Annotated in this window: 21 protein-coding genes; 6 read left to right on the top strand and 15 right to left on the bottom strand. The window is 66.8% G+C overall.

The features are described 5' to 3' along the window. Positions 1-10: 10 nt before the first annotated feature. Complete coding sequence (locus ABZ789_RS05305) at positions 11-403, bottom strand: ankyrin repeat domain-containing protein (protein WP_358419964.1); 393 nt, start codon at positions 401-403, stop codon at positions 11-13. 45 nt (positions 404-448) lie between these two features. Between ABZ789_RS05305 and ABZ789_RS05300 the strand changes: the two genes are divergently transcribed. Together ABZ789_RS05300 and ABZ789_RS05295 are read left to right on the top strand one after the other, a co-directional pair. Further along, positions 449-1,498, top strand: coding sequence for a septum formation family protein (locus ABZ789_RS05300; RefSeq protein ID WP_358419961.1), 1,050 nt, complete (start codon positions 449-451; stop codon positions 1,496-1,498). A gap of 13 nt (positions 1,499-1,511) precedes the next feature. Then, the gene (locus ABZ789_RS05295) at positions 1,512-1,850 is read left to right on the top strand and encodes a metallopeptidase family protein (RefSeq protein ID WP_358420223.1); all 339 of its coding nucleotides are present in this window, start codon (positions 1,512-1,514) and stop codon (positions 1,848-1,850) included. Between the two features lie 37 nt (positions 1,851-1,887). Here the strand turns inward: ABZ789_RS05295 and ABZ789_RS05290 are convergent, their stop codons facing one another. From ABZ789_RS05290 to ABZ789_RS05250, 9 genes are all read right to left on the bottom strand, one after another. Continuing rightward, a complete protein-coding gene (locus ABZ789_RS05290) occupies positions 1,888-2,046 on the bottom strand; it encodes a hypothetical protein (protein ID WP_358419958.1) in 159 nt (52 codons plus the stop codon). Positions 2,047-2,171: 125 nt separating this feature from the next. Next, positions 2,172-2,459: an antibiotic biosynthesis monooxygenase gene (locus ABZ789_RS05285; protein ID WP_358419955.1), complete on the bottom strand. Its 288-nt coding sequence runs from the start codon at positions 2,457-2,459 to the stop codon at positions 2,172-2,174. Positions 2,460-2,561: 102 nt separating this feature from the next. Continuing rightward, the gene (locus ABZ789_RS05280; RefSeq protein ID WP_358419952.1) at positions 2,562-2,966 is read right to left on the bottom strand and encodes an NUDIX domain-containing protein; all 405 of its coding nucleotides are present in this window, start codon (positions 2,964-2,966) and stop codon (positions 2,562-2,564) included. A gap of 18 nt (positions 2,967-2,984) precedes the next feature. Further along, entirely contained in the window at positions 2,985-3,743 is a 759-nt protein-coding gene (locus tag ABZ789_RS05275) for an SDR family oxidoreductase (RefSeq protein WP_358419949.1), read from the bottom strand. 31 nt (positions 3,744-3,774) lie between these two features. Beyond that, positions 3,775-4,932: an acyl-CoA dehydrogenase family protein gene (locus ABZ789_RS05270; protein WP_358419946.1), complete on the bottom strand. Its 1,158-nt coding sequence runs from the start codon at positions 4,930-4,932 to the stop codon at positions 3,775-3,777. Positions 4,933-4,940: 8 nt separating this feature from the next. Continuing rightward, positions 4,941-5,924, bottom strand: coding sequence for a nitronate monooxygenase (locus tag ABZ789_RS05265; protein ID WP_358419943.1), 984 nt, complete (start codon positions 5,922-5,924; stop codon positions 4,941-4,943). A gap of 37 nt (positions 5,925-5,961) precedes the next feature. Continuing rightward, complete coding sequence (locus tag ABZ789_RS05260; protein WP_358419940.1) at positions 5,962-6,624, bottom strand: TetR/AcrR family transcriptional regulator; 663 nt, start codon at positions 6,622-6,624, stop codon at positions 5,962-5,964. 28 nt (positions 6,625-6,652) lie between these two features. Continuing rightward, complete coding sequence (locus tag ABZ789_RS05255; protein WP_358419937.1) at positions 6,653-7,414, bottom strand: 3-hydroxyacyl-CoA dehydrogenase; 762 nt, start codon at positions 7,412-7,414, stop codon at positions 6,653-6,655. 28 nt (positions 7,415-7,442) lie between these two features. Continuing rightward, positions 7,443-8,636: a thiolase family protein gene (locus tag ABZ789_RS05250; protein WP_358419934.1), complete on the bottom strand. Its 1,194-nt coding sequence runs from the start codon at positions 8,634-8,636 to the stop codon at positions 7,443-7,445. A gap of 169 nt (positions 8,637-8,805) precedes the next feature. Here ABZ789_RS05250 and ABZ789_RS05245 point away from each other — a divergent pair, with 169 nt between their 5' ends. Continuing rightward, positions 8,806-9,783, top strand: coding sequence for an NADPH:quinone oxidoreductase family protein (locus tag ABZ789_RS05245; RefSeq protein ID WP_358419931.1), 978 nt, complete (start codon positions 8,806-8,808; stop codon positions 9,781-9,783). Positions 9,784-9,792: 9 nt separating this feature from the next. Beyond that, on the top strand, positions 9,793-10,572 hold the full coding sequence (locus ABZ789_RS05240; protein ID WP_358419929.1) for an enoyl-CoA hydratase: 780 nt from the start codon (positions 9,793-9,795) through the stop codon (positions 10,570-10,572). 57 nt (positions 10,573-10,629) lie between these two features. Here the strand turns inward: ABZ789_RS05240 and ABZ789_RS05235 are convergent, their stop codons facing one another. Continuing rightward, positions 10,630-11,208, bottom strand: coding sequence for a TetR family transcriptional regulator (locus ABZ789_RS05235; protein ID WP_358419926.1), 579 nt, complete (start codon positions 11,206-11,208; stop codon positions 10,630-10,632). Positions 11,209-11,278: 70 nt separating this feature from the next. On the opposite strand from ABZ789_RS05235, the gene ABZ789_RS05230 reads away from it, so the two are divergent. Beyond that, positions 11,279-11,854, top strand: a complete 576-nt coding sequence (locus ABZ789_RS05230; RefSeq protein WP_358419923.1) for a dihydrofolate reductase family protein — start codon at positions 11,279-11,281, stop codon at positions 11,852-11,854. Between the two features lie 12 nt (positions 11,855-11,866). Here the strand turns inward: ABZ789_RS05230 and ABZ789_RS05225 are convergent, their stop codons facing one another. From ABZ789_RS05225 to ABZ789_RS05210, 4 genes are all read right to left on the bottom strand, one after another. Next, positions 11,867-12,502: a TetR/AcrR family transcriptional regulator gene (locus ABZ789_RS05225; protein ID WP_358419920.1), complete on the bottom strand. Its 636-nt coding sequence runs from the start codon at positions 12,500-12,502 to the stop codon at positions 11,867-11,869. Between the two features lie 92 nt (positions 12,503-12,594). Then, the gene (locus ABZ789_RS05220; protein WP_358419917.1) at positions 12,595-13,257 is read right to left on the bottom strand and encodes a histidine phosphatase family protein; all 663 of its coding nucleotides are present in this window, start codon (positions 13,255-13,257) and stop codon (positions 12,595-12,597) included. A gap of 2 nt (positions 13,258-13,259) precedes the next feature. Continuing rightward, complete coding sequence (gene pheA / locus ABZ789_RS05215; protein ID WP_358419914.1) at positions 13,260-14,192, bottom strand: prephenate dehydratase; 933 nt, start codon at positions 14,190-14,192, stop codon at positions 13,260-13,262. Positions 14,193-14,278: 86 nt separating this feature from the next. Beyond that, complete coding sequence (locus ABZ789_RS05210; protein WP_358420220.1) at positions 14,279-14,941, bottom strand: hypothetical protein; 663 nt, start codon at positions 14,939-14,941, stop codon at positions 14,279-14,281. A 191-nt stretch (positions 14,942-15,132) separates the two neighbouring features. Here ABZ789_RS05210 and ABZ789_RS05205 point away from each other — a divergent pair, with 191 nt between their 5' ends. Next, a complete protein-coding gene (locus tag ABZ789_RS05205; RefSeq protein WP_358419911.1) occupies positions 15,133-15,684 on the top strand; it encodes a dihydrofolate reductase family protein in 552 nt (183 codons plus the stop codon). The last annotated feature ends 77 nt before the right edge of the window (positions 15,685-15,761 follow it).

The raw sequence follows: 15,761 nt of genomic DNA, 5'->3' as shown, positions 1-15,761 counted from the left end.
GAATCGAAGCCTACCGCTGCCAGAGTTCCAGGTAGGCGTCGCGCCCGAACATCTTCGCCGTGTCCTCGGCGGTGGGGTGCCCTAGGCGCGGGTCCGCACCGGCCTCGGTGAGCACCCCAACGACCGCGTCGACGCCTTTGAAGACAGCACCTGCGAGCGGCGACTGGCCACGGTCGTTGAGCCGATCGACGTCGGCTCCCCGGTCGACCAGGGCCTGTACGGCCTCTGCGTGGCCGTGATAGGACGCCAGCATGAGGAGCGTGTCCCCGGTCTCGTTGGTGAGGTTCACCGGCACCCCGGCGTCGACATACGCGACGAGAGTCTCGACGTCTCCTTCCCGCGCAGCCGCGAAGGTGTGCTGGGCGATCTCGAGGATCTGCGGATCGATCGGGTCGTCGGCCATATACCGAAGCTACCTGCGTCCACTCGAACAGGCATGATGGAAGCGATGGCCGAAGACACCAAGCCCAAGCCCGATCGGCGCCCGCCCTCGGCGCAGCTGACCCGCCGCGCCCTGGTTCTCGTCGCGGCCGGCGCCGTGCTCGCGGCGGTCGCCACATTCGTCGTCGCAGGATTCCAGGGCACCGGCGGCGGGAACGATGACGCCGGCGTCGGTATCAGCACGACCGGTGCAGTCGCGGGGGAAGCGTTCGGAACCGCCACCGCCGGGGACTGCCTCACCTGGAGCGCACTCGACGCGAGCGACCTCGCGAAGGTCGACTGCGCCGAAACGCACCTGTTCGAGGTGGTCGCCGATATCGACCTGAGCATGTATCCCGGAACCGAGTGGGGGCCGGGATCGCGGTTCCCGTCGGTGACACGCTTCACCGAACTGCGCGACGAACTGTGCGCACCCGCAGCGCTGGATTATCTCGACGGCCGGTTCGATCCCAAGGGCAAGTTCAGCGTCGGCCTCATCAATCCCGGTGAGGCGGGCTGGGCGGCCGGAGAGCGCACACTGCGTTGCGGCCTGCAGTTCTCGTCGACCACCGGCAATCTGCTGCCCGTCAAGGGTCGTGTCGCCGACCAGGACCAGTCGCGCGCATGGGACGTCGGTGTGTGCATCGGCATCAACAACGGTGTTCCCGCCGACCCGGTGGAGTGCTCCAAGCCACACGCCTTCGAGGTCGTCGCCGTCGTCGACCTGGGCGGAGACTTCCCGGGAGGGCTGCCGAGCATCGAAGACCAGGACCGCTACCTGGAGGAGGCGTGCACCCGCCTGGTCGGTGAGTATCTCGGCGACCCGGAGGGGTTACGCAACAAGACCCTCACGCTGTTCTGGGACAACCTCGACTACGACAGCTGGCTCGCCGGCAGTCGCCGCGTGAACTGCTCGATCGGCAAGCAGGTGGAGGGCGGTGGCTTCTCGTCGATCACCGGTAGCGCCAAGGGCGACATCCTCATCGACGGCCAGCCCCCCGTAGCGCCGCCGCCCGTTCCGGAAGGCCGGTCGTTGCCGACGCCGTTGCCGGGCGCCGTCCCCCTGCCGGGGTCCTGACATGCCGGTGGAGATGAAGGACGAGCATTTCGAGGAGCTCGTCTCGGAGGCGCTCGATGAGATTCCGCGCGAACTCGCGCAGGCCATCGACAACGTCGTGGTTCTGGTCGAGCCGCGCCACGAGGAAGAGCCGGATCTACTCGGTCTCTACGAAGGTATCGCGCTCACCGACCGCGACAGTCACTATGCGGGATCGCTCCCGGATACGATCACGATCTACCGCGACGCGATCCTCGACATCTGCGACAGCGACGACGACGTGGTGCACGAGGTCCTCGTCACCGTTGTCCACGAGATCGCGCACTATTTCGGAATCGACGAAGAGCGCCTCCACCAGCTGGGCTGGGGCTGAGGCGCTCTACGCGGACGAGTCGGTACCCGCGGCGATGCTAGTTACGGGCAGGGGTCGCCTTGTCGAGGCTCGTGCTCTTGGCCTTGCGCTGACCGAAGTGCGGGCTGAGCGTCGAGACGATGAACAGAATGACGGTCCCGAAGGCGACGAGGGCCACGGTGAGCCACACGATGATGACGCCGAAGAGTTCCAACATGCCCGGTTACCTCCACAGTCGATGACACTTCGAGGCAAACGACCCACGTCCGCCCTGGGGTCACCCTATCGTCCGCGCCTCGCGGGGCCGCGACCACCTCTCCACCGGCGCTTGCGGGCCGGAGATCAGAGAGCGGTGTACTGCGTGAGCTTCGGCGCTCCCGCGAGGAGAGGCCCGAGATCGACGATGGCGCCCTCGCCCGCGCGGAACTTCCGGTAGGCGGCGTCGTGCTCGGCCGAGCGCCACTTCTCCACGATCACCCAGCGGGCCTCGTTCTTCTGATCGACGAGAATCTCGATGCCTTCGCATCCGTCGAACTGCCGGGTCTCGTCGAGCACCCGGGTCATGACCTTCTTCGCGTCGTCGAGGGAGTCGGCCTTGAATTCGAGTTCGAGCAGAGCAGTGAGCGCCATGGGAAACCTTCCGTGATGTCGTGCGATTGCGAAGATCACATTTCCGTATGCGGGAGAACGGCGCAATACCTTTCCGGAAACAGCATTCCCCTACGGGGCGGGTCAGGGAGCGAGCGCCGGAAGCACGTGATGTTCGAGCAACGGGGCCAGGTCGCCGGGCAGCGGCGAAGCGGCGGGATCGAGCCAGCGGGTCTCGGCGATCTCTGCCGAAGCACCTGCGACCTGCACGGGCGGATGCTCGTACACCGTTCCCTCGATCCGGTAGCCCGGCTCGTTCGCCGCGTCCGCGTCGAATACGCCCACCAGGCGCAGTGCCGCGACGTCGAGTACCGCACCGACCTCCTCGGCACACTCGCGAACGGCAGCCTCGGCCGCGGTCTCCCCCGGATCGGGCTTTCCGCCGGGCAGCATGAAACGTGACGTGTTCCGCTTGCGCACCGTGAGCACTTCACCGGTGGCGTTGCGGAGAACGACGGCACTGACACGAATCGTCCGGTCCTGAGTCACCGGATCATCGTAGGCATCTCAGAACAGGCTGTAGCCGCCGTCGATGAGCGTCGAACTCCCGGTCTGGAAGGACGAGGCGTCGCTCGCGAGGTAGACCGCGATCCCCTCGAAGTCCTCGGGCGTGCCCCACCTCCCCATCGGTACCCGGGAGATGACATTCGAGTTGAAGACGTCCGAATCCTGCAGACCACCGGTCATGTCGGTCGCGATCCAGCCCGGCAGCACGCTGTTCACCCGGATCCGATGCCGCGCGAACTCGACAGCACATCCGTTCGCGAGCGCGAGCACGGCGGCCTTGCTCGCCGCATACGGCTGATTACGCCCGGCGCCCTGCAGAGCACCGAGGCTCGACGTGACGATCATCGAGCCGCCGGCGCCCTGCTCGACGAGCACCCGCGAGGTCGCACGCATCGTGAAGAACGCACCGTCGACGTTCGTGGTCATGACCGCGCGGTACCGCTCGGTGGTCGACTCGTGGAACTTCTGCAGCGACGACCCGATACCGGCGTTGACCACCACCACGTCCAGCCCGCCGAACTCGTCGACGAGAGCGGCGACGCCGTCGTTCACGGCCTGTTCGTCGGAGACGTCGACCGATCGGGTGACCACGCGACCGGTGAACCGTCCGATATCCACCGCCGCGTCCGCGAGTTTGTCCTCACTTCGACCCCACAGGGCGACGTCGGCGCCGGCTCGGGCCAGACCGCGGGCCATACCGAGACCGATCCCGGCCGAACCGCCCGTGACGAGAGCACGCTTGCCCGTGAGATCGAACATCGAGTTCCCTTCTTCCGCAATCGGCTGCGCGCTAGACGTACTTCGCGGCGATGTCGCGGCCGATGATCTCCTTCATGATCTCGGTCGTGCCACCGTAGATGGTCTGGATGCGTGAATCGACGTAGGCGCGGCCGATCGGGTACTCCATCATGTAGCCGTACCCGCCGTGCAGCTGCACGCACCGATCGACGACGCGCTTCTGCAGTTCCGTCGCCCACCATTTGGCCTTCGACGCATCCACCGGAGTCAGCTCGCCTGCGTTGAGTGCGAGCACGCACCGATCGACATGCGACTCGGTGATCTCGATCTCGGTGAGCATCTCGGCGAGCACGAAGCGGGTGTTCTGCAGGTCGCCGATCGGCTTGCCGAAGGCCTTGCGCTCGAAGACGTACTGCGCGGTCCACTCGTAGGCCGCCCGCGCGGACGTGATCGCGCTGACAGCGATACCGATGCGCTCGAGGGGCAGGTTCTCCATCAGGTGCACGAACCCGCGACCTTCTGTGCCGAGCAGGTTCTCCGCGGGGACACGGGCGTCGTCGAATACGAGTTCGGCGGTGTCCTGTGCGGCGAGCCCGACCTTGTGGAGCTTGCGCCCACGGCCGAAACCGGGGGTGTCGCGCTCGACGACGATGAGAGAGAAGCCCTTCGAGCCCGCGTTCGGATCGGTCCGGCACACCACGATGACGAGATCGGAATGGATGCCATTGGTGATGAACGTCTTCTGACCGTTGATCACCCACTCGTCACCGTCGCGCACGGCGGTGGTCTTGACGCCCTGCAGGTCGGAGCCGGCACCGGGTTCGGTCATCGCGATCGCGCCGATGCGTTCGCCGGTAGCGAGTTTCGGCAGCCAGCGGGCTTTCTGTTCCTCGGTGCCGAGGTGCATCAGGTACGGGATCGTGATGTCGTCCTGCAACGCGAGCCCCGCACCGAAAGAGGTCGTTCCGATCCGCGCGATCTCCTCCTGCACGATGTGCCGGAAGCGGTAGTCGGTCACGCCCGAACCGCCGAACTCTTCGGGAGCTCCGAGGCCGACGATGCCGGTCTTGCCGGCAGCGATCCATGCCGACCGATCGATGAGGCGTTCTTCCTCCCATCGCTCGTAGTTCGGTTCGATCTCGCGGGCGAGGAATTCGCGCACGGTATCCCGGTACGCCTCGTGATCGTCGTCGAAGTGGGTGCGTTTCATGGCTTCTCCTATGCGTTCACGCGCGACATCATGCCGCTCAGACGCTCTGCGATGAGACTCTCCGCCTCGGCGACGATGCGCTCGACGAGTTCGCCCGCCGGGGGGATGTCGTGGATGATGCCCTGCACGGTGCCGACGGTCCAGATGCCGGCCTCGGGATCGCCGTTCTCGTAGACCAGGCGACCGCGGGCACCGGCGACGAGTTCGCGCACATCCTCGAACTGCCCACCGCGATCGAGGATCTCGACGACCTCGCGGCTGACGGTGTTGCTCGCGACGCGGGCGGTGTTGCGCAGCGGGCGGAAGATCAGTTCGGTGTCGGTCTCGTTCGCCGCGACGATGGCTTCCTTGATGTTGCGGTGGATCGGGGATTCCTCGGTGCACATGAAGCGAGTGCCCATGTTGATGCCGTCGGCACCGAGAGCGAGTGCCGCGACGAGACCGCGACCGTCGCCGAAACCACCCGAGGCGATCATCGGGATGGTGATCTTCTCGGCCGCGGCGGCGATCAGCACGAGTCCGGGGACGTCGTCCTCACCGGGATGCCCGGCGCATTCGAAGCCGTCGATGCTGATGCCGTCGACACCGATGTCCTGCGCCTTGACCGCATGCCGGACGCTGGTGCACTTGTGCAGCACCTTGATTCCGGCGGCGTGGAAGTCGGGCAGGTGCGGAGCGGGGTTGGAGCCGGCGGTCTCGACGATCTTGACGCCGGAGTCGATGATGACCTGGCGGTATTCCTCGTAGGGTGGCGGGGTGATCGCCGGCAGGATCGTGAGGTTGACGCCGAACGGCTGGTCGGTGAGCTCGCGGGTGCGGGCGATCTCCTTCGCGAGGTCCTCGGGTGTCGGCTGAGTCAGGGCGGTGATCATGCCGAGCGCGCCGGCATTGGCAACCGCGGCGACGAGTTCGGCGCGGCCGACCCACTGCATTCCTCCCTGCACGATGGGATGTCGGACGCCGAAGGTTTCGGTGAAGGCTGTGGTCAGCACGGCATGATTCCTTGCAGTGGAAGTGGATTCGATCGTTTCAGGAGTCCCGGCGGTGGCCCACGACGCGCAGGGCGATGCCGATGTAGCGTTCGGCCACCCGGGAGGGGGTGAGCGGACCGTCGAGCTGGTACCAGCGAGCGATGGACTGGAACATCCCCAGCAGGGCTCGCACGGTCTCCTCGATGTCGTCGACGTCGAAGACGCCCTGTTCGGTACCCTCGCGCACCAGGTCGAGCATCATCAGCTCGAGACGTTTGCGGGTCGCGGCGTAGGTTCGACGGTTCTCCGGGGAGATATGGCGCACTTCCGAATCCAGTCCGGAACGTTGCGCACGACAGGTCATGTTCAGCACGATCGCCTCGACCGCATTGGCGAAGCGGGTGACCGGGTCGTCGCCGCCGTCCGCGACCGCGGCCGAGACACGGTCGATGAGGTCGAGGACGGCGGCGTCGAGCAGAGTGACGAGAACGGCTTCCTTGTTCTCGTAGTGGTAGTACAGGGCAGGCACCGTCACGCCGACCCGGCGCGCCAGGTCGCGGACGGTGGTGCCGTGGAAACCGTTCTCGCTGAACGCTTCCAGGGCATGCCCGAGAATGAGGTCGAGTTCGGGCGGCTGGAACTCGCGCCAGTCGTCCGACCGGACGGTCCGGGCCTCGGGCGCACCGATCTCGGTGGCCGGGGCCTCGAAAGCCGGGGTCATCGACCCCTCCTCTCACAGGTGGTACGGATCAGCGCGGCGCCATGCGGATCGCACCGTCGAGCCGGATGACCTCGCCGTTGAGCATCGGGTTGGCGACGATGTGCGCGGCCAGAGCACCGTACTCGGACGGATCACCGAGGCGGGCCGGATGCGGCACCTGTGCACCGAGCGAGGCCTGGGCCTCCTCGGGGAGCGAGCCGAGCAGCGGGGTCTTGAACAGTCCCGGCGCGATCGTGACGACGCGGATGAGCAGCGACGCGAGGTCGCGGGCGATCGGCAGCGTCATTCCCACGACGCCGCCCTTCGACGCCGAGTAGGCGGCCTGGCCGATCTGGCCGTCGAAGGCGGCGACGGAGGCGGTGTTGATGATGACGCCACGTTCGCCGTCGATCGGCTCGGTCTTCGCGATGCGCTCGGCAGCGAGACGGATGACGTTGAACGTGCCGAACAGGTTGACGTCGACGACCTTCTTGAACGCGTCGAGCGGGAAGGCACCCTTCTTGCTGACGGTCTTGATGGCGTTGCCGATGCCGGCACAGTTCACCGCGACGCGCAGCGGACCGAGCGACTCGGCGACGTCGAGTGCCTCGGTGACGGCGGCTTCGTCGGTGACGTCCGCAGCGACGAAGCGGACGCGGTCGCCGAGTTCCTTGGCGATGGTCTCACCGTTGGACGACGGCAGGTCGATGATGACGACCTGGGCACCATCGCCGAGCAGGGCCTTGACGGTGGCGAGACCGAGGCCGGAGGCACCACCGGTGACGACTGCGACGCTGTCGTTGACGATCATTGATTACCCTTTCGAGAGTGGTTGCAGTTCAGAGACGTTCGATGACAGTGGCGTTGGCCATGCCTGCGCCCTCGCACATGGTCTGCAGGCCGTAGCGACCACCGGTGGCCTCGAGGTGGTTGACGAGGGTGGACAGCAGGCGGGTGCCGGACGAACCCAGTGCGTGACCCAGCGCGATGGCACCGCCCCACGGGTTGAGCTTGGCGGGGTCGGCACCCAATTCGTGTGCCCAGGCGAGCGGCACAGGCGCAAAGGCCTCGTTGACCTCGTAGGCGTCGATGTCGTCGATCTTCAGTCCGGCGCGGGCGAGCACCTTCTGCGTCGCGGGAATGGGTGCGGTGAGCATGAAGATCGGATCGTCGCCGGCGACGGAGAACGAGTGGAAGCGGGCACGGGGCGTCAGGCCCAGCTTGTTCGCCATTTCCTCACTCATGATCAGTGCGGCCGAAGCGCCGTCGGTGAGCGGCGACGAGTTGCCGGGGGTGATGACCCACTGCGCCTCGGGGAACCGGGCGGCGTACTCCTCGGTGTGGAAGGAGGGCCGCAGGCCGGCGAGACCCTCGGCGGTGGTGGAGGCGCGGAGGGTCTCGTCGACGGTGTGCTCGACCTGTTCACCGGCAGCATTCGTGACCGAGATCGGGACGATTTCGGAATCGAAGTGCCCGGCGGCATATGCGGCGGCGGCACGCTGATGGGACTGTGCGGAGTAGGCGTCGAGAGTGTCGCGGTCGAACTTCCACTTCGCGGCGATCAGTTCGGCCGAGATGCCCTGGTTGACCAGGCCTTCGGGATAACGGGCGCGCACGCTCGGGCCGTGTGTGTCCTTGCCGAGGGTCGCGGTGCCCATCGGGATACGGCTCATCGACTCGACACCGCATGCGATGACCATGTCGTAGGCGCCGGCGATGACACCCTGGGCCGCGAAGTGCGCGGCCTGCTGGCTCGACCCGCACTGGCGGTCGATGGTGGTCGCGGGCACCGACTCGGGGAAACCGGCGGCGAGCAGTGCAGTGCGCGAGATGTTGAGGGACTGCTCGCCGACCTGCGCGACGCAGCCGCCGATCACGTCGTCCACCTGCGCGGGGTCGATGCCGTTGCGTTCGACGAGCGAGCGGAGCACATGGGCGAGAAGTTCGACGGGATGGGTACCGGAGAGGGCGCCCCCCGGCTTGCCCTTACCGACAGCTGTGCGGACCACGTCGACAATGACAGCGTTGGTCATGACGATCCTTTCGAAAGTGCAGCGAGCGGGCCGGAGGCATCCCCAGCAGCGTACTTATCGATCGCTAATCTCTATCACGGACTTAACGCTCGGTCAATGATCGATGAGATCTGGCGCACACTGTGCGAGTCTGATAGCGGTTGATCACTATGGAGTCGAGGAGACACACGTGCGCGCAGCGCAATTGACCGAACACGCAGGACCCGCCGCCGTCCGCGTGACCGATATTCCGGAACCCGTGACCGACGGATCGCTCGTGGTCGTCGATCTGCACGCCGCCGGCGTGTCCTTCCCCGACCTGCTGCAGACGACGGGCGCCTACCAGACGGTCCGGCCACTGCCGTGCGTCCTCGGGGCAGAAGGTGCGGGCATCGTCCGCAGCGCCCCGGAAGGCAGCGGTCTTGTCGCCGGGCAGAGCGTCGCCGTACTGGCGGTCACCGGCTCGTGGCAGCAGACCGTCGCAGTCCCCGAGCAAATGGTGTTCCCACTTCCCGACAGCGTGTCGCCGACCGCCGGTGCCGGGATGCTCATGAACTACTTCACCGCGCATTTCGCCCTCGACGAACGAGCCCGCTGCCGAGCCGGGGAAACCGTGCTCGTCCACGGCGCCGCAGGCGGTCTCGGGGTGGCCGCACTGCAGGTCGCGGCGGCGCTGGGCCTCGAGACGATCGCAGTGGTCGGCACCGAGGAGAAGGCGGCGGTGGCGAAGGCCAACCGCGCGACCCACACAGTGCTCGCCGACGGCTTCAAGGACCGTGTCCTCGAGCTCACCGCAGGTCGCGGAGTGGACATCGTGCTCGATCCGGTCGGCGGAGACCGATTCACCGACAGCTTGCGCAGCCTCGCTCCGGGCGGGCGTGCCGTGGTCCTCGGATTCACCGGCGGGAGTATCCCCACGGTGAAGGTCAATCGGCTTCTGCTGAACAACATCTCGGTTGTCGGTGCCGGATGGGGAGAGTACCTCCGCACCGTCCCCGACTATGCGGGACGGCAGTGGGCGACGCTCGAACCGCTGCTGCGCGACGGAACTCTCGTCGTACCCGAACCCACTCTCTATCCACTCGACGAAGCATCGTCCGCGCTGCTTTCACTTGAGAACCGTTCTGCAACAGGAAAAGTCGCTCTCGATTTGACGTCACGAGACTAGGAGCAAGATATGGCCGACGATCTGCCCGGAGTCGACACGACCCTCGACGACGGCGTCCTGCGCGTCACCCTGAACCGGCCCACGCGGATGAACGCCGTGAAGACCGAGACCCTCGTGGCGATCGCCGAAGCATTCGAGAAGCATGCCGGTGACGAGTCCGTCCGCGTCGCAGTGCTCACCGGTACCGGTCGTGCGTTCTGTTCGGGCGCCGATATCGCAGGCCGGGACCTGAAGGCACCCCCGAGCGCCGAGACGATCGACGCCGCCAACCGCACCGCGGCGGCGATCCGCGCGTTCCCCCGTCCCGTCGTCGGCGCAGTCAACGGCGCGGCTGCGGGAGTCGGCGTATCTCTCGCTCTCGCATGCGATCTCACAGTGGCGAAAGAGTCGGGGTATTTCCTGCTCGCGTTCACGCGAATCGGGCTGATGCCCGACGGTGGAGCCTCCGCACTGGTCGCCGCGTCCGTCGGTCGCGCACGCGCATTGAAGATGGCGCTGCTCGCCGAACGGCTTCCGGCCACCGAGGCCCTCTGCTCCGGCCTCATTGCCGAGGTCTGGCCTGACGACGAATTCGACGGCGCGGTGGAAGCGCTCGTGCAGCGGCTCGCCGACGGCCCGTCGGCTGCATTCGAGTCGACGAAGAACGCGATCAACGATGCGACGCTAACCGAACTCGCCAGCGCGTTCGCGCGAGAACGGGCCGGGCAGCTCACTTTGCTCGGCGGGCCGGACTTCGCCGAAGGCGTCACCGCCTTTCAAGAGAAGCGCGCCGCGAACTTCCGTCGCTGAGACGGAGGTTTCGGTGGATCGAGCCCCGCTCAGCGGGTTTCGATCCACCGAAGTACGTCAGGCCTCGGCGGGGATCACTCGCTCGACGGCCGTTCGCACCAATGCGGCAGCACGGTCTTCGTCGAAGATGCCGGGCAGGGTGAGACGGTCGAGGATGAGCCAGTTCAGAGCGAGATACAACAGCACGACGGCTTCTTCACCCCCGGGTAGTCCGGACTGCCGGTAATTGCCGATGTTGAAGTCCAGATCGGCACGCACCCGCTCGGTGAGCAGTTCCTGGAGTTCGGGCCGGCGAGTCGCCTCGAGACGCAGTTCGAGGATCGCGAGATAACCGGTGCGGAACCGGGAGACCCGGTCGACGACCTCCGTCATCAAGCCGATCATGGATTCGCGGGTTTGCGGCCCCTGCGCCTGCTCGATGGCCTCGTCGGCGGGAAGCAGCCGCTCATAGTAGCGGTGCGCCGCCTGCACGAGCAGTTCGTCGCGATTGGTGAAGTAGTTCGAGGCGGTACCCGTGGGCACCGCCGCCTCCTTGTCCACGGCGCGAAAGGTCAGTCCGCGGGCGCCGTCGCGCGCGAGCACCTCGATCGAGGCGTCCAGCAATGCCTGTCGCCGTTCAGGATTCGTTCGAACCACTTGACACCACTCCATGTGTAGTACTACGTTGACACCACTTCAATCATAGTACTTTGAACGGCGGTCGAATATGCGAAAGCTCGTCTACTACGTGGCCGTCACCCTCGATGGCTACATCGCAGGTCCCGGAGGGGAGTACGACTTCTATCCCATCGACGACGAGATGGCAGCGGCGATGAGCGCGAGATACCCGGAAGCCGTTCCCACGGCCTTCCGCGAACAGATCGGCATGCCGGTCGACACGCCGAACAATGAATGGGACACGGTGATCATGGGGCGCGGCGCCTACGAACCCGGTCTCTCGCTGGGACTCACGAGCCCGTATAGCCACATGCAGCAGTACGTCGTGTCCCGCACTCTCGCGCCGGTAGACGATCCGCAAGTCCGGATTGTCGACACCGACCCGGTCGAGCTGGTCCGCACGCTGAAAGCCGAAGACGGCCTGGATATCTGGCTGTGCGGAGGAGGCAACATCGCAGGGCAGCTCGTCGACGAGATCGACCGGCTGATCTTCAAGAGCTATCCGGTGATCGCGGGCGACGGTATCCCGGCACTGTCGGGCAACTTCGTCCCCACGCGATTCGACGTCACCGCGCGGGAAGATTTCGGCAACGGTACCCAGGTCACCTGGTTCGATCGCCGCTGAATCCGGCCGGTCTCAGACCCCGACGGTCTTGAGCGCGATCCGCACGTACTTCTGCGCGACGGCCTCGGGGCTGAGAGTGCCCTCGGCGTGATACCAGCGCGGGATCGACTGACACATGCCGAGCAGGGCACGCGTCGTCTCGGCGGGATCGTCGACGTCGAACACCCCGGCGGCCACGCCCTGCTCGACGATCTCTCGCATCAGCTGCTCGACACCCTTGCGCACCGCCCGGTACCGCTGACGGTTCTCGGGGCTGAGATAGCGTGCCTCCCCTTCGAGCGCGGCGAGGCGGGCACGCATAGTCATGCGCAACACGATCGCCTCGATCACGTTGGAGAGCCTGCGCACCGGATCGCCGTCGGCGTCCTCGGCGGCGGCGTGCGCTCGAGAGAGGACATCGCTCGTGGACAACTCGAGAAGGGCGATGAGCAGCCCTTCCTTGTTCTCGTGGTGGTAGTACAGGGCCGGGACGGTGACACCGACGCGTCGAGCGATCTCCCGCACCGAGGTGCCGTGGAAGCCGGTCTCGTAGAACGCGTCGAGCGCTGCGGTGAGGATGGGGCTCAGCTGCATCGGCTCGAGGATGCGCCAGTCGGGGATGGCCTCACCCTCGGTGAGGGTGTCGGCGTCGTCGCTCGAAGCACCCATGAAACCGCACCTACCTACCGATCGTTACTTCACACGGACGCCCCGAGGATACCCGTACATTTCGCGCTCGAAGGATCGATAGGTGGGCGGTCTCACCCCATCGGATCGTCGGCGCCGCCGCGCGCGGTGTCGTGGAAGGGTGCCAGGAAGGAGCCCCAGCGCACGCACTCCCACCCGCCCCCGGCCACCGGTCGCAATTCGACCGTCTCGGTGTTGGCCAGGTGGTTGGTGGTGGCGAAATTGCCCGGCACCTTTCCCAGGTATGCCGCGACGAGCCGGATCGCGGCCCCGTGGCTGACCACCACGACGTCTCCGGAGCCTGCGTCGAGATAGTCGCTGCGCAGCCACTCCACGACCGGCAGATACCGATCGAGCACGTCGAGTGCCGACTCGCCACCCGGTACCCGGGCACGCAGGTCACCGCTGTGCCATTCCTCGTAGACCTTCATGAACAGTCTGTGCGACTCCTCGTCGCTGCGGTCCTCGAGTTCGCCGACCTGCACCTCGTGCACGCCCTCGCGGACGACCGTCTCGAGCGACACCGCGGGTGCCGCGTGATCGGCCGTCTGCCGGGCCCGAAGCGCCTGCGACGCGACGAGCAGGGCTGGTGCCCGCTCGACAAGGTTCTTCCCGAGAGTGCGAGCCTGTTCGACTCCGAGATCGGTCAGCTCCGCCCCGGGAAGTTTGGTATCGAGCCTCCGGGCGACGTTCGCCACCGTCTGCCCGTGTCGGGCCAGGATCAATCTGCCGCTCACCCTCAATCCTCTCCGCGCCGCAGCCGGTCGAGCCACCGCGCATCCTCGTCATCCGGAACCGGCGGAACACCGTGTTCGGACACGGCGGGCCACGATCCGAGGAAACGCACCTGCGCGAAGCGGTGCAAACCCTGCAGCGCTTCGGCGACCAGCGCGTCGTCGATATGTCCCACGCAATCCAGGTGGAAGAAGTAGGTGCCGTACTCCCTGCGGGTCGGCCGGGACTCGATGCGGGAAAGATCGATTCCGCGCGTCGCGAACTCGGTCATCGCTCGCACGAGCGAGCCGGGCTCGTTGGGGAGCTGCAGCACGATCGACGTGCGGTCGACGCCGGTGCGCTTCGGCACCGGCCGAGGCCGGGTGACGAGCACGAACCGTGTGCGGGCGCCCTCGAAGTCGGCGACCCCGTCGGCGAGCACGGACAGGCCGAGCCGTTGCCCCGCGAGTGCGGTGGACACGGCTGCGTCGACCTTGCCGGACGCGACGTCCTCGGCGGCTCCGGCATTGGAGGCAGCCGTCACGACCTCGGCGCGGGGCAGATGATCCTCGATCCAGCGGCGCACCTGTGCTGCGGCCACCGGGTAGGCGCCGATCGTGCGGACCTGCTCGCGCGTGACTCCTCCGCGGGTTACCACCGTGAATGCGATATCGAGTTCGACCTCGGCGACGATCTGGAGCCGCGGTCCGAGCGCGAGGGCGTCCATCGTGGGCGGTACCGAGCCCTCCACCGAACTCTCGATGGGGACGACGGCACCGTCGACCTGCTGGTCGCGCAGGAGTTGCAGGGCAGCGGGCGGGCTGGCCGCGGAGACACGCTCGACGGCGGTGTCCCCGGATCTGTCGTCGAACCCGTCGAAGGCACCGAGGCTCTCGAAACGGTCGAGGGCCATCTCGGTGAACGTTCCGGTCGGGCCGAAGAAAGCGATACGTGGCACGTGTACGAGGTTACGCATCGTCCGTTGCCGGAAGGCGAAATGGACATGAACCGCACGGGGCCGTCGCGGGGCTTCGGGAACCCCGGTCAGTCCGAACTGCGACCGAAGTCCTCCAGCTCACGGCCGATCAGGTCGGTGTCGTCGACCTCCACGACCAGCAGGACCTCCCGTACCGCAGCGGCGGCCTCAGGGCTCAGATTCCGCAGCCGCGCTGTGTCGGGGGATGCAAGTGCGGTGCGGACGTCGGAACCGCTCAGCGCCGCGACGGTGGCGGCGAGCAGAGCCAGCACGTCGTCACTCCCGCGGGCGCGGGCGGCATATCCGGTGTCGGCGTGAGCGAGCACCGCGAGGAAGTCGGCAACAGCGTCGGGGTCGCGACCTGCGGTGAGGCCCGGAATGTGGCCGACCTCGGTGAGCGCGCGGGCAGCATCTGCGAGCGCGGCGTCGGGTACGTGCGCATACACGACGAGGGGTGCCGGCGCGGTGATCGCGAGCACGTCCTCGAGATCGTCCGAGGCGCAATCGATCTGATATCTCACCGGTCGCCACCCGGCCGGCGAGGGGAGTTCGGCCGAGACGTCGAGTTCGACAACGAGCTCGCGGTTCGGAGATCCGGTGACGGCAGCGGCCGGGACGATCGGTGGAGCGAGCACGCGGCCGGTCGCCGCGAGGGCCTCGGTGAGGCTCTCGTGCCGGCGGGTCAGCAGCGCGTCGAGCAGGCCGCGAGGCTCGTCGCGGGACGGCGGCATTCCGAGAGGAAGTGGGATCGGCACCGGTCCAGGCTACGCCGGGCGAGATGGCACCGGTTCTCCGCGGAAAGGCACGACGGGTCTCACGGAACCGGCGACTTCTGTCGGCTGTGACGGTCATCATGTGCGTGTCCCCTCCGCATTCACGCTTCTACGGCGCGGAGGGGCTCCGACGAACGAGGGGCATTCCTATGGGCAAGATCCTGGTGCACGAATTCGTGAGCCTCGACGGGGGATACGAGGATCCGAGCTTCACCTTCGATTACGGCTTCCCCGACGACCTCGGTGCGAGCATAGGGCGTCTCAGTGCTTCCAGCACGGCGATCCTGCTCGGGCGCAACACCTTCCAGATGTTCGCGGCAAGTTGGGCCGACCGCACCGTCGAGGACGACCCCGGGGCGCCGTTCTTCAACGACACTCCCAAGTATGTGGTCTCGTCGACTCTCGAGAACGGCGACGAGTGGAAGAACTCGACGGTCCTGGGGCCGTACGATCCGGGCGCGATACGGGATCTGAAGGCCGCGACCGAGGGCGACATCTACATCAGCGGCAGCGGGACGCTCGTACGCGCCCTCCTCGCCGACGGACTCGTCGACGAACTGCACCTGCTGGTGTACCCCGTGGTGCTCGGCTCGGGTGCGCGACTGTTCCCCGACGGCACCGGACCTCTGCCGGTCGCACTTCTCGACAACCTGTCGTTCGGCAACGGCGTCGTGCATCTCACGTACGGCCCCGCCGCCTGAAATCGGCTACGACGAGGGAACACGGCCCCCTTGCGACCGTGGTCACGATGACTTAGGTTTGCCTCACCTACTTCGAG

Source organism: Rhodococcus sp. NPDC047139 (genome assembly GCF_040643435.1).
Lineage (GTDB): Bacteria > Actinomycetota > Actinomycetes > Mycobacteriales > Mycobacteriaceae > Rhodococcus.
The sequence above is the reverse complement of the archived record's forward strand: the minus strand, read 5'-3'. Positions and strand labels throughout refer to the sequence as shown.

Excerpts from the sequence above, each read along its gene's own strand:
- ABZ789_RS05305 (WP_358419964.1), bottom strand. The coding sequence starts at position 403 with ATGGCCGACGACCCGATCGATCCGCAGATCCTCGAGATCGCCCAGCAC.
- ABZ789_RS05300 (WP_358419961.1), top strand. The coding sequence starts at position 449 with ATGGCCGAAGACACCAAGCCCAAGCCCGATCGGCGCCCGCCCTCGGCG.
- ABZ789_RS05295 (WP_358420223.1), top strand. The coding sequence starts at position 1,512 with ATGAAGGACGAGCATTTCGAGGAGCTCGTCTCGGAGGCGCTCGATGAG.
- ABZ789_RS05290 (WP_358419958.1), bottom strand. The coding sequence starts at position 2,046 with ATGTTGGAACTCTTCGGCGTCATCATCGTGTGGCTCACCGTGGCCCTC.
- ABZ789_RS05285 (WP_358419955.1), bottom strand. The coding sequence starts at position 2,459 with ATGGCGCTCACTGCTCTGCTCGAACTCGAATTCAAGGCCGACTCCCTC.
- ABZ789_RS05275 (WP_358419949.1), bottom strand. The coding sequence starts at position 3,743 with ATGTTCGATCTCACGGGCAAGCGTGCTCTCGTCACGGGCGGTTCGGCC.
- ABZ789_RS05270 (WP_358419946.1), bottom strand. The coding sequence starts at position 4,932 with ATGAAACGCACCCACTTCGACGACGATCACGAGGCGTACCGGGATACC.
- ABZ789_RS05260 (WP_358419940.1), bottom strand. The coding sequence starts at position 6,624 with ATGACCCCGGCTTTCGAGGCCCCGGCCACCGAGATCGGTGCGCCCGAG.
- ABZ789_RS05255 (WP_358419937.1), bottom strand. The coding sequence starts at position 7,414 with ATGATCGTCAACGACAGCGTCGCAGTCGTCACCGGTGGTGCCTCCGGC.
- ABZ789_RS05250 (WP_358419934.1), bottom strand. The coding sequence starts at position 8,636 with ATGACCAACGCTGTCATTGTCGACGTGGTCCGCACAGCTGTCGGTAAG.
- ABZ789_RS05240 (WP_358419929.1), top strand. The coding sequence starts at position 9,793 with ATGGCCGACGATCTGCCCGGAGTCGACACGACCCTCGACGACGGCGTC.
- ABZ789_RS05230 (WP_358419923.1), top strand. The coding sequence starts at position 11,279 with ATGCGAAAGCTCGTCTACTACGTGGCCGTCACCCTCGATGGCTACATC.
- ABZ789_RS05225 (WP_358419920.1), bottom strand. The coding sequence starts at position 12,502 with ATGGGTGCTTCGAGCGACGACGCCGACACCCTCACCGAGGGTGAGGCC.
- ABZ789_RS05210 (WP_358420220.1), bottom strand. The coding sequence starts at position 14,941 with ATGCCGCCGTCCCGCGACGAGCCTCGCGGCCTGCTCGACGCGCTGCTG.
- ABZ789_RS05205 (WP_358419911.1), top strand. The coding sequence starts at position 15,133 with ATGGGCAAGATCCTGGTGCACGAATTCGTGAGCCTCGACGGGGGATAC.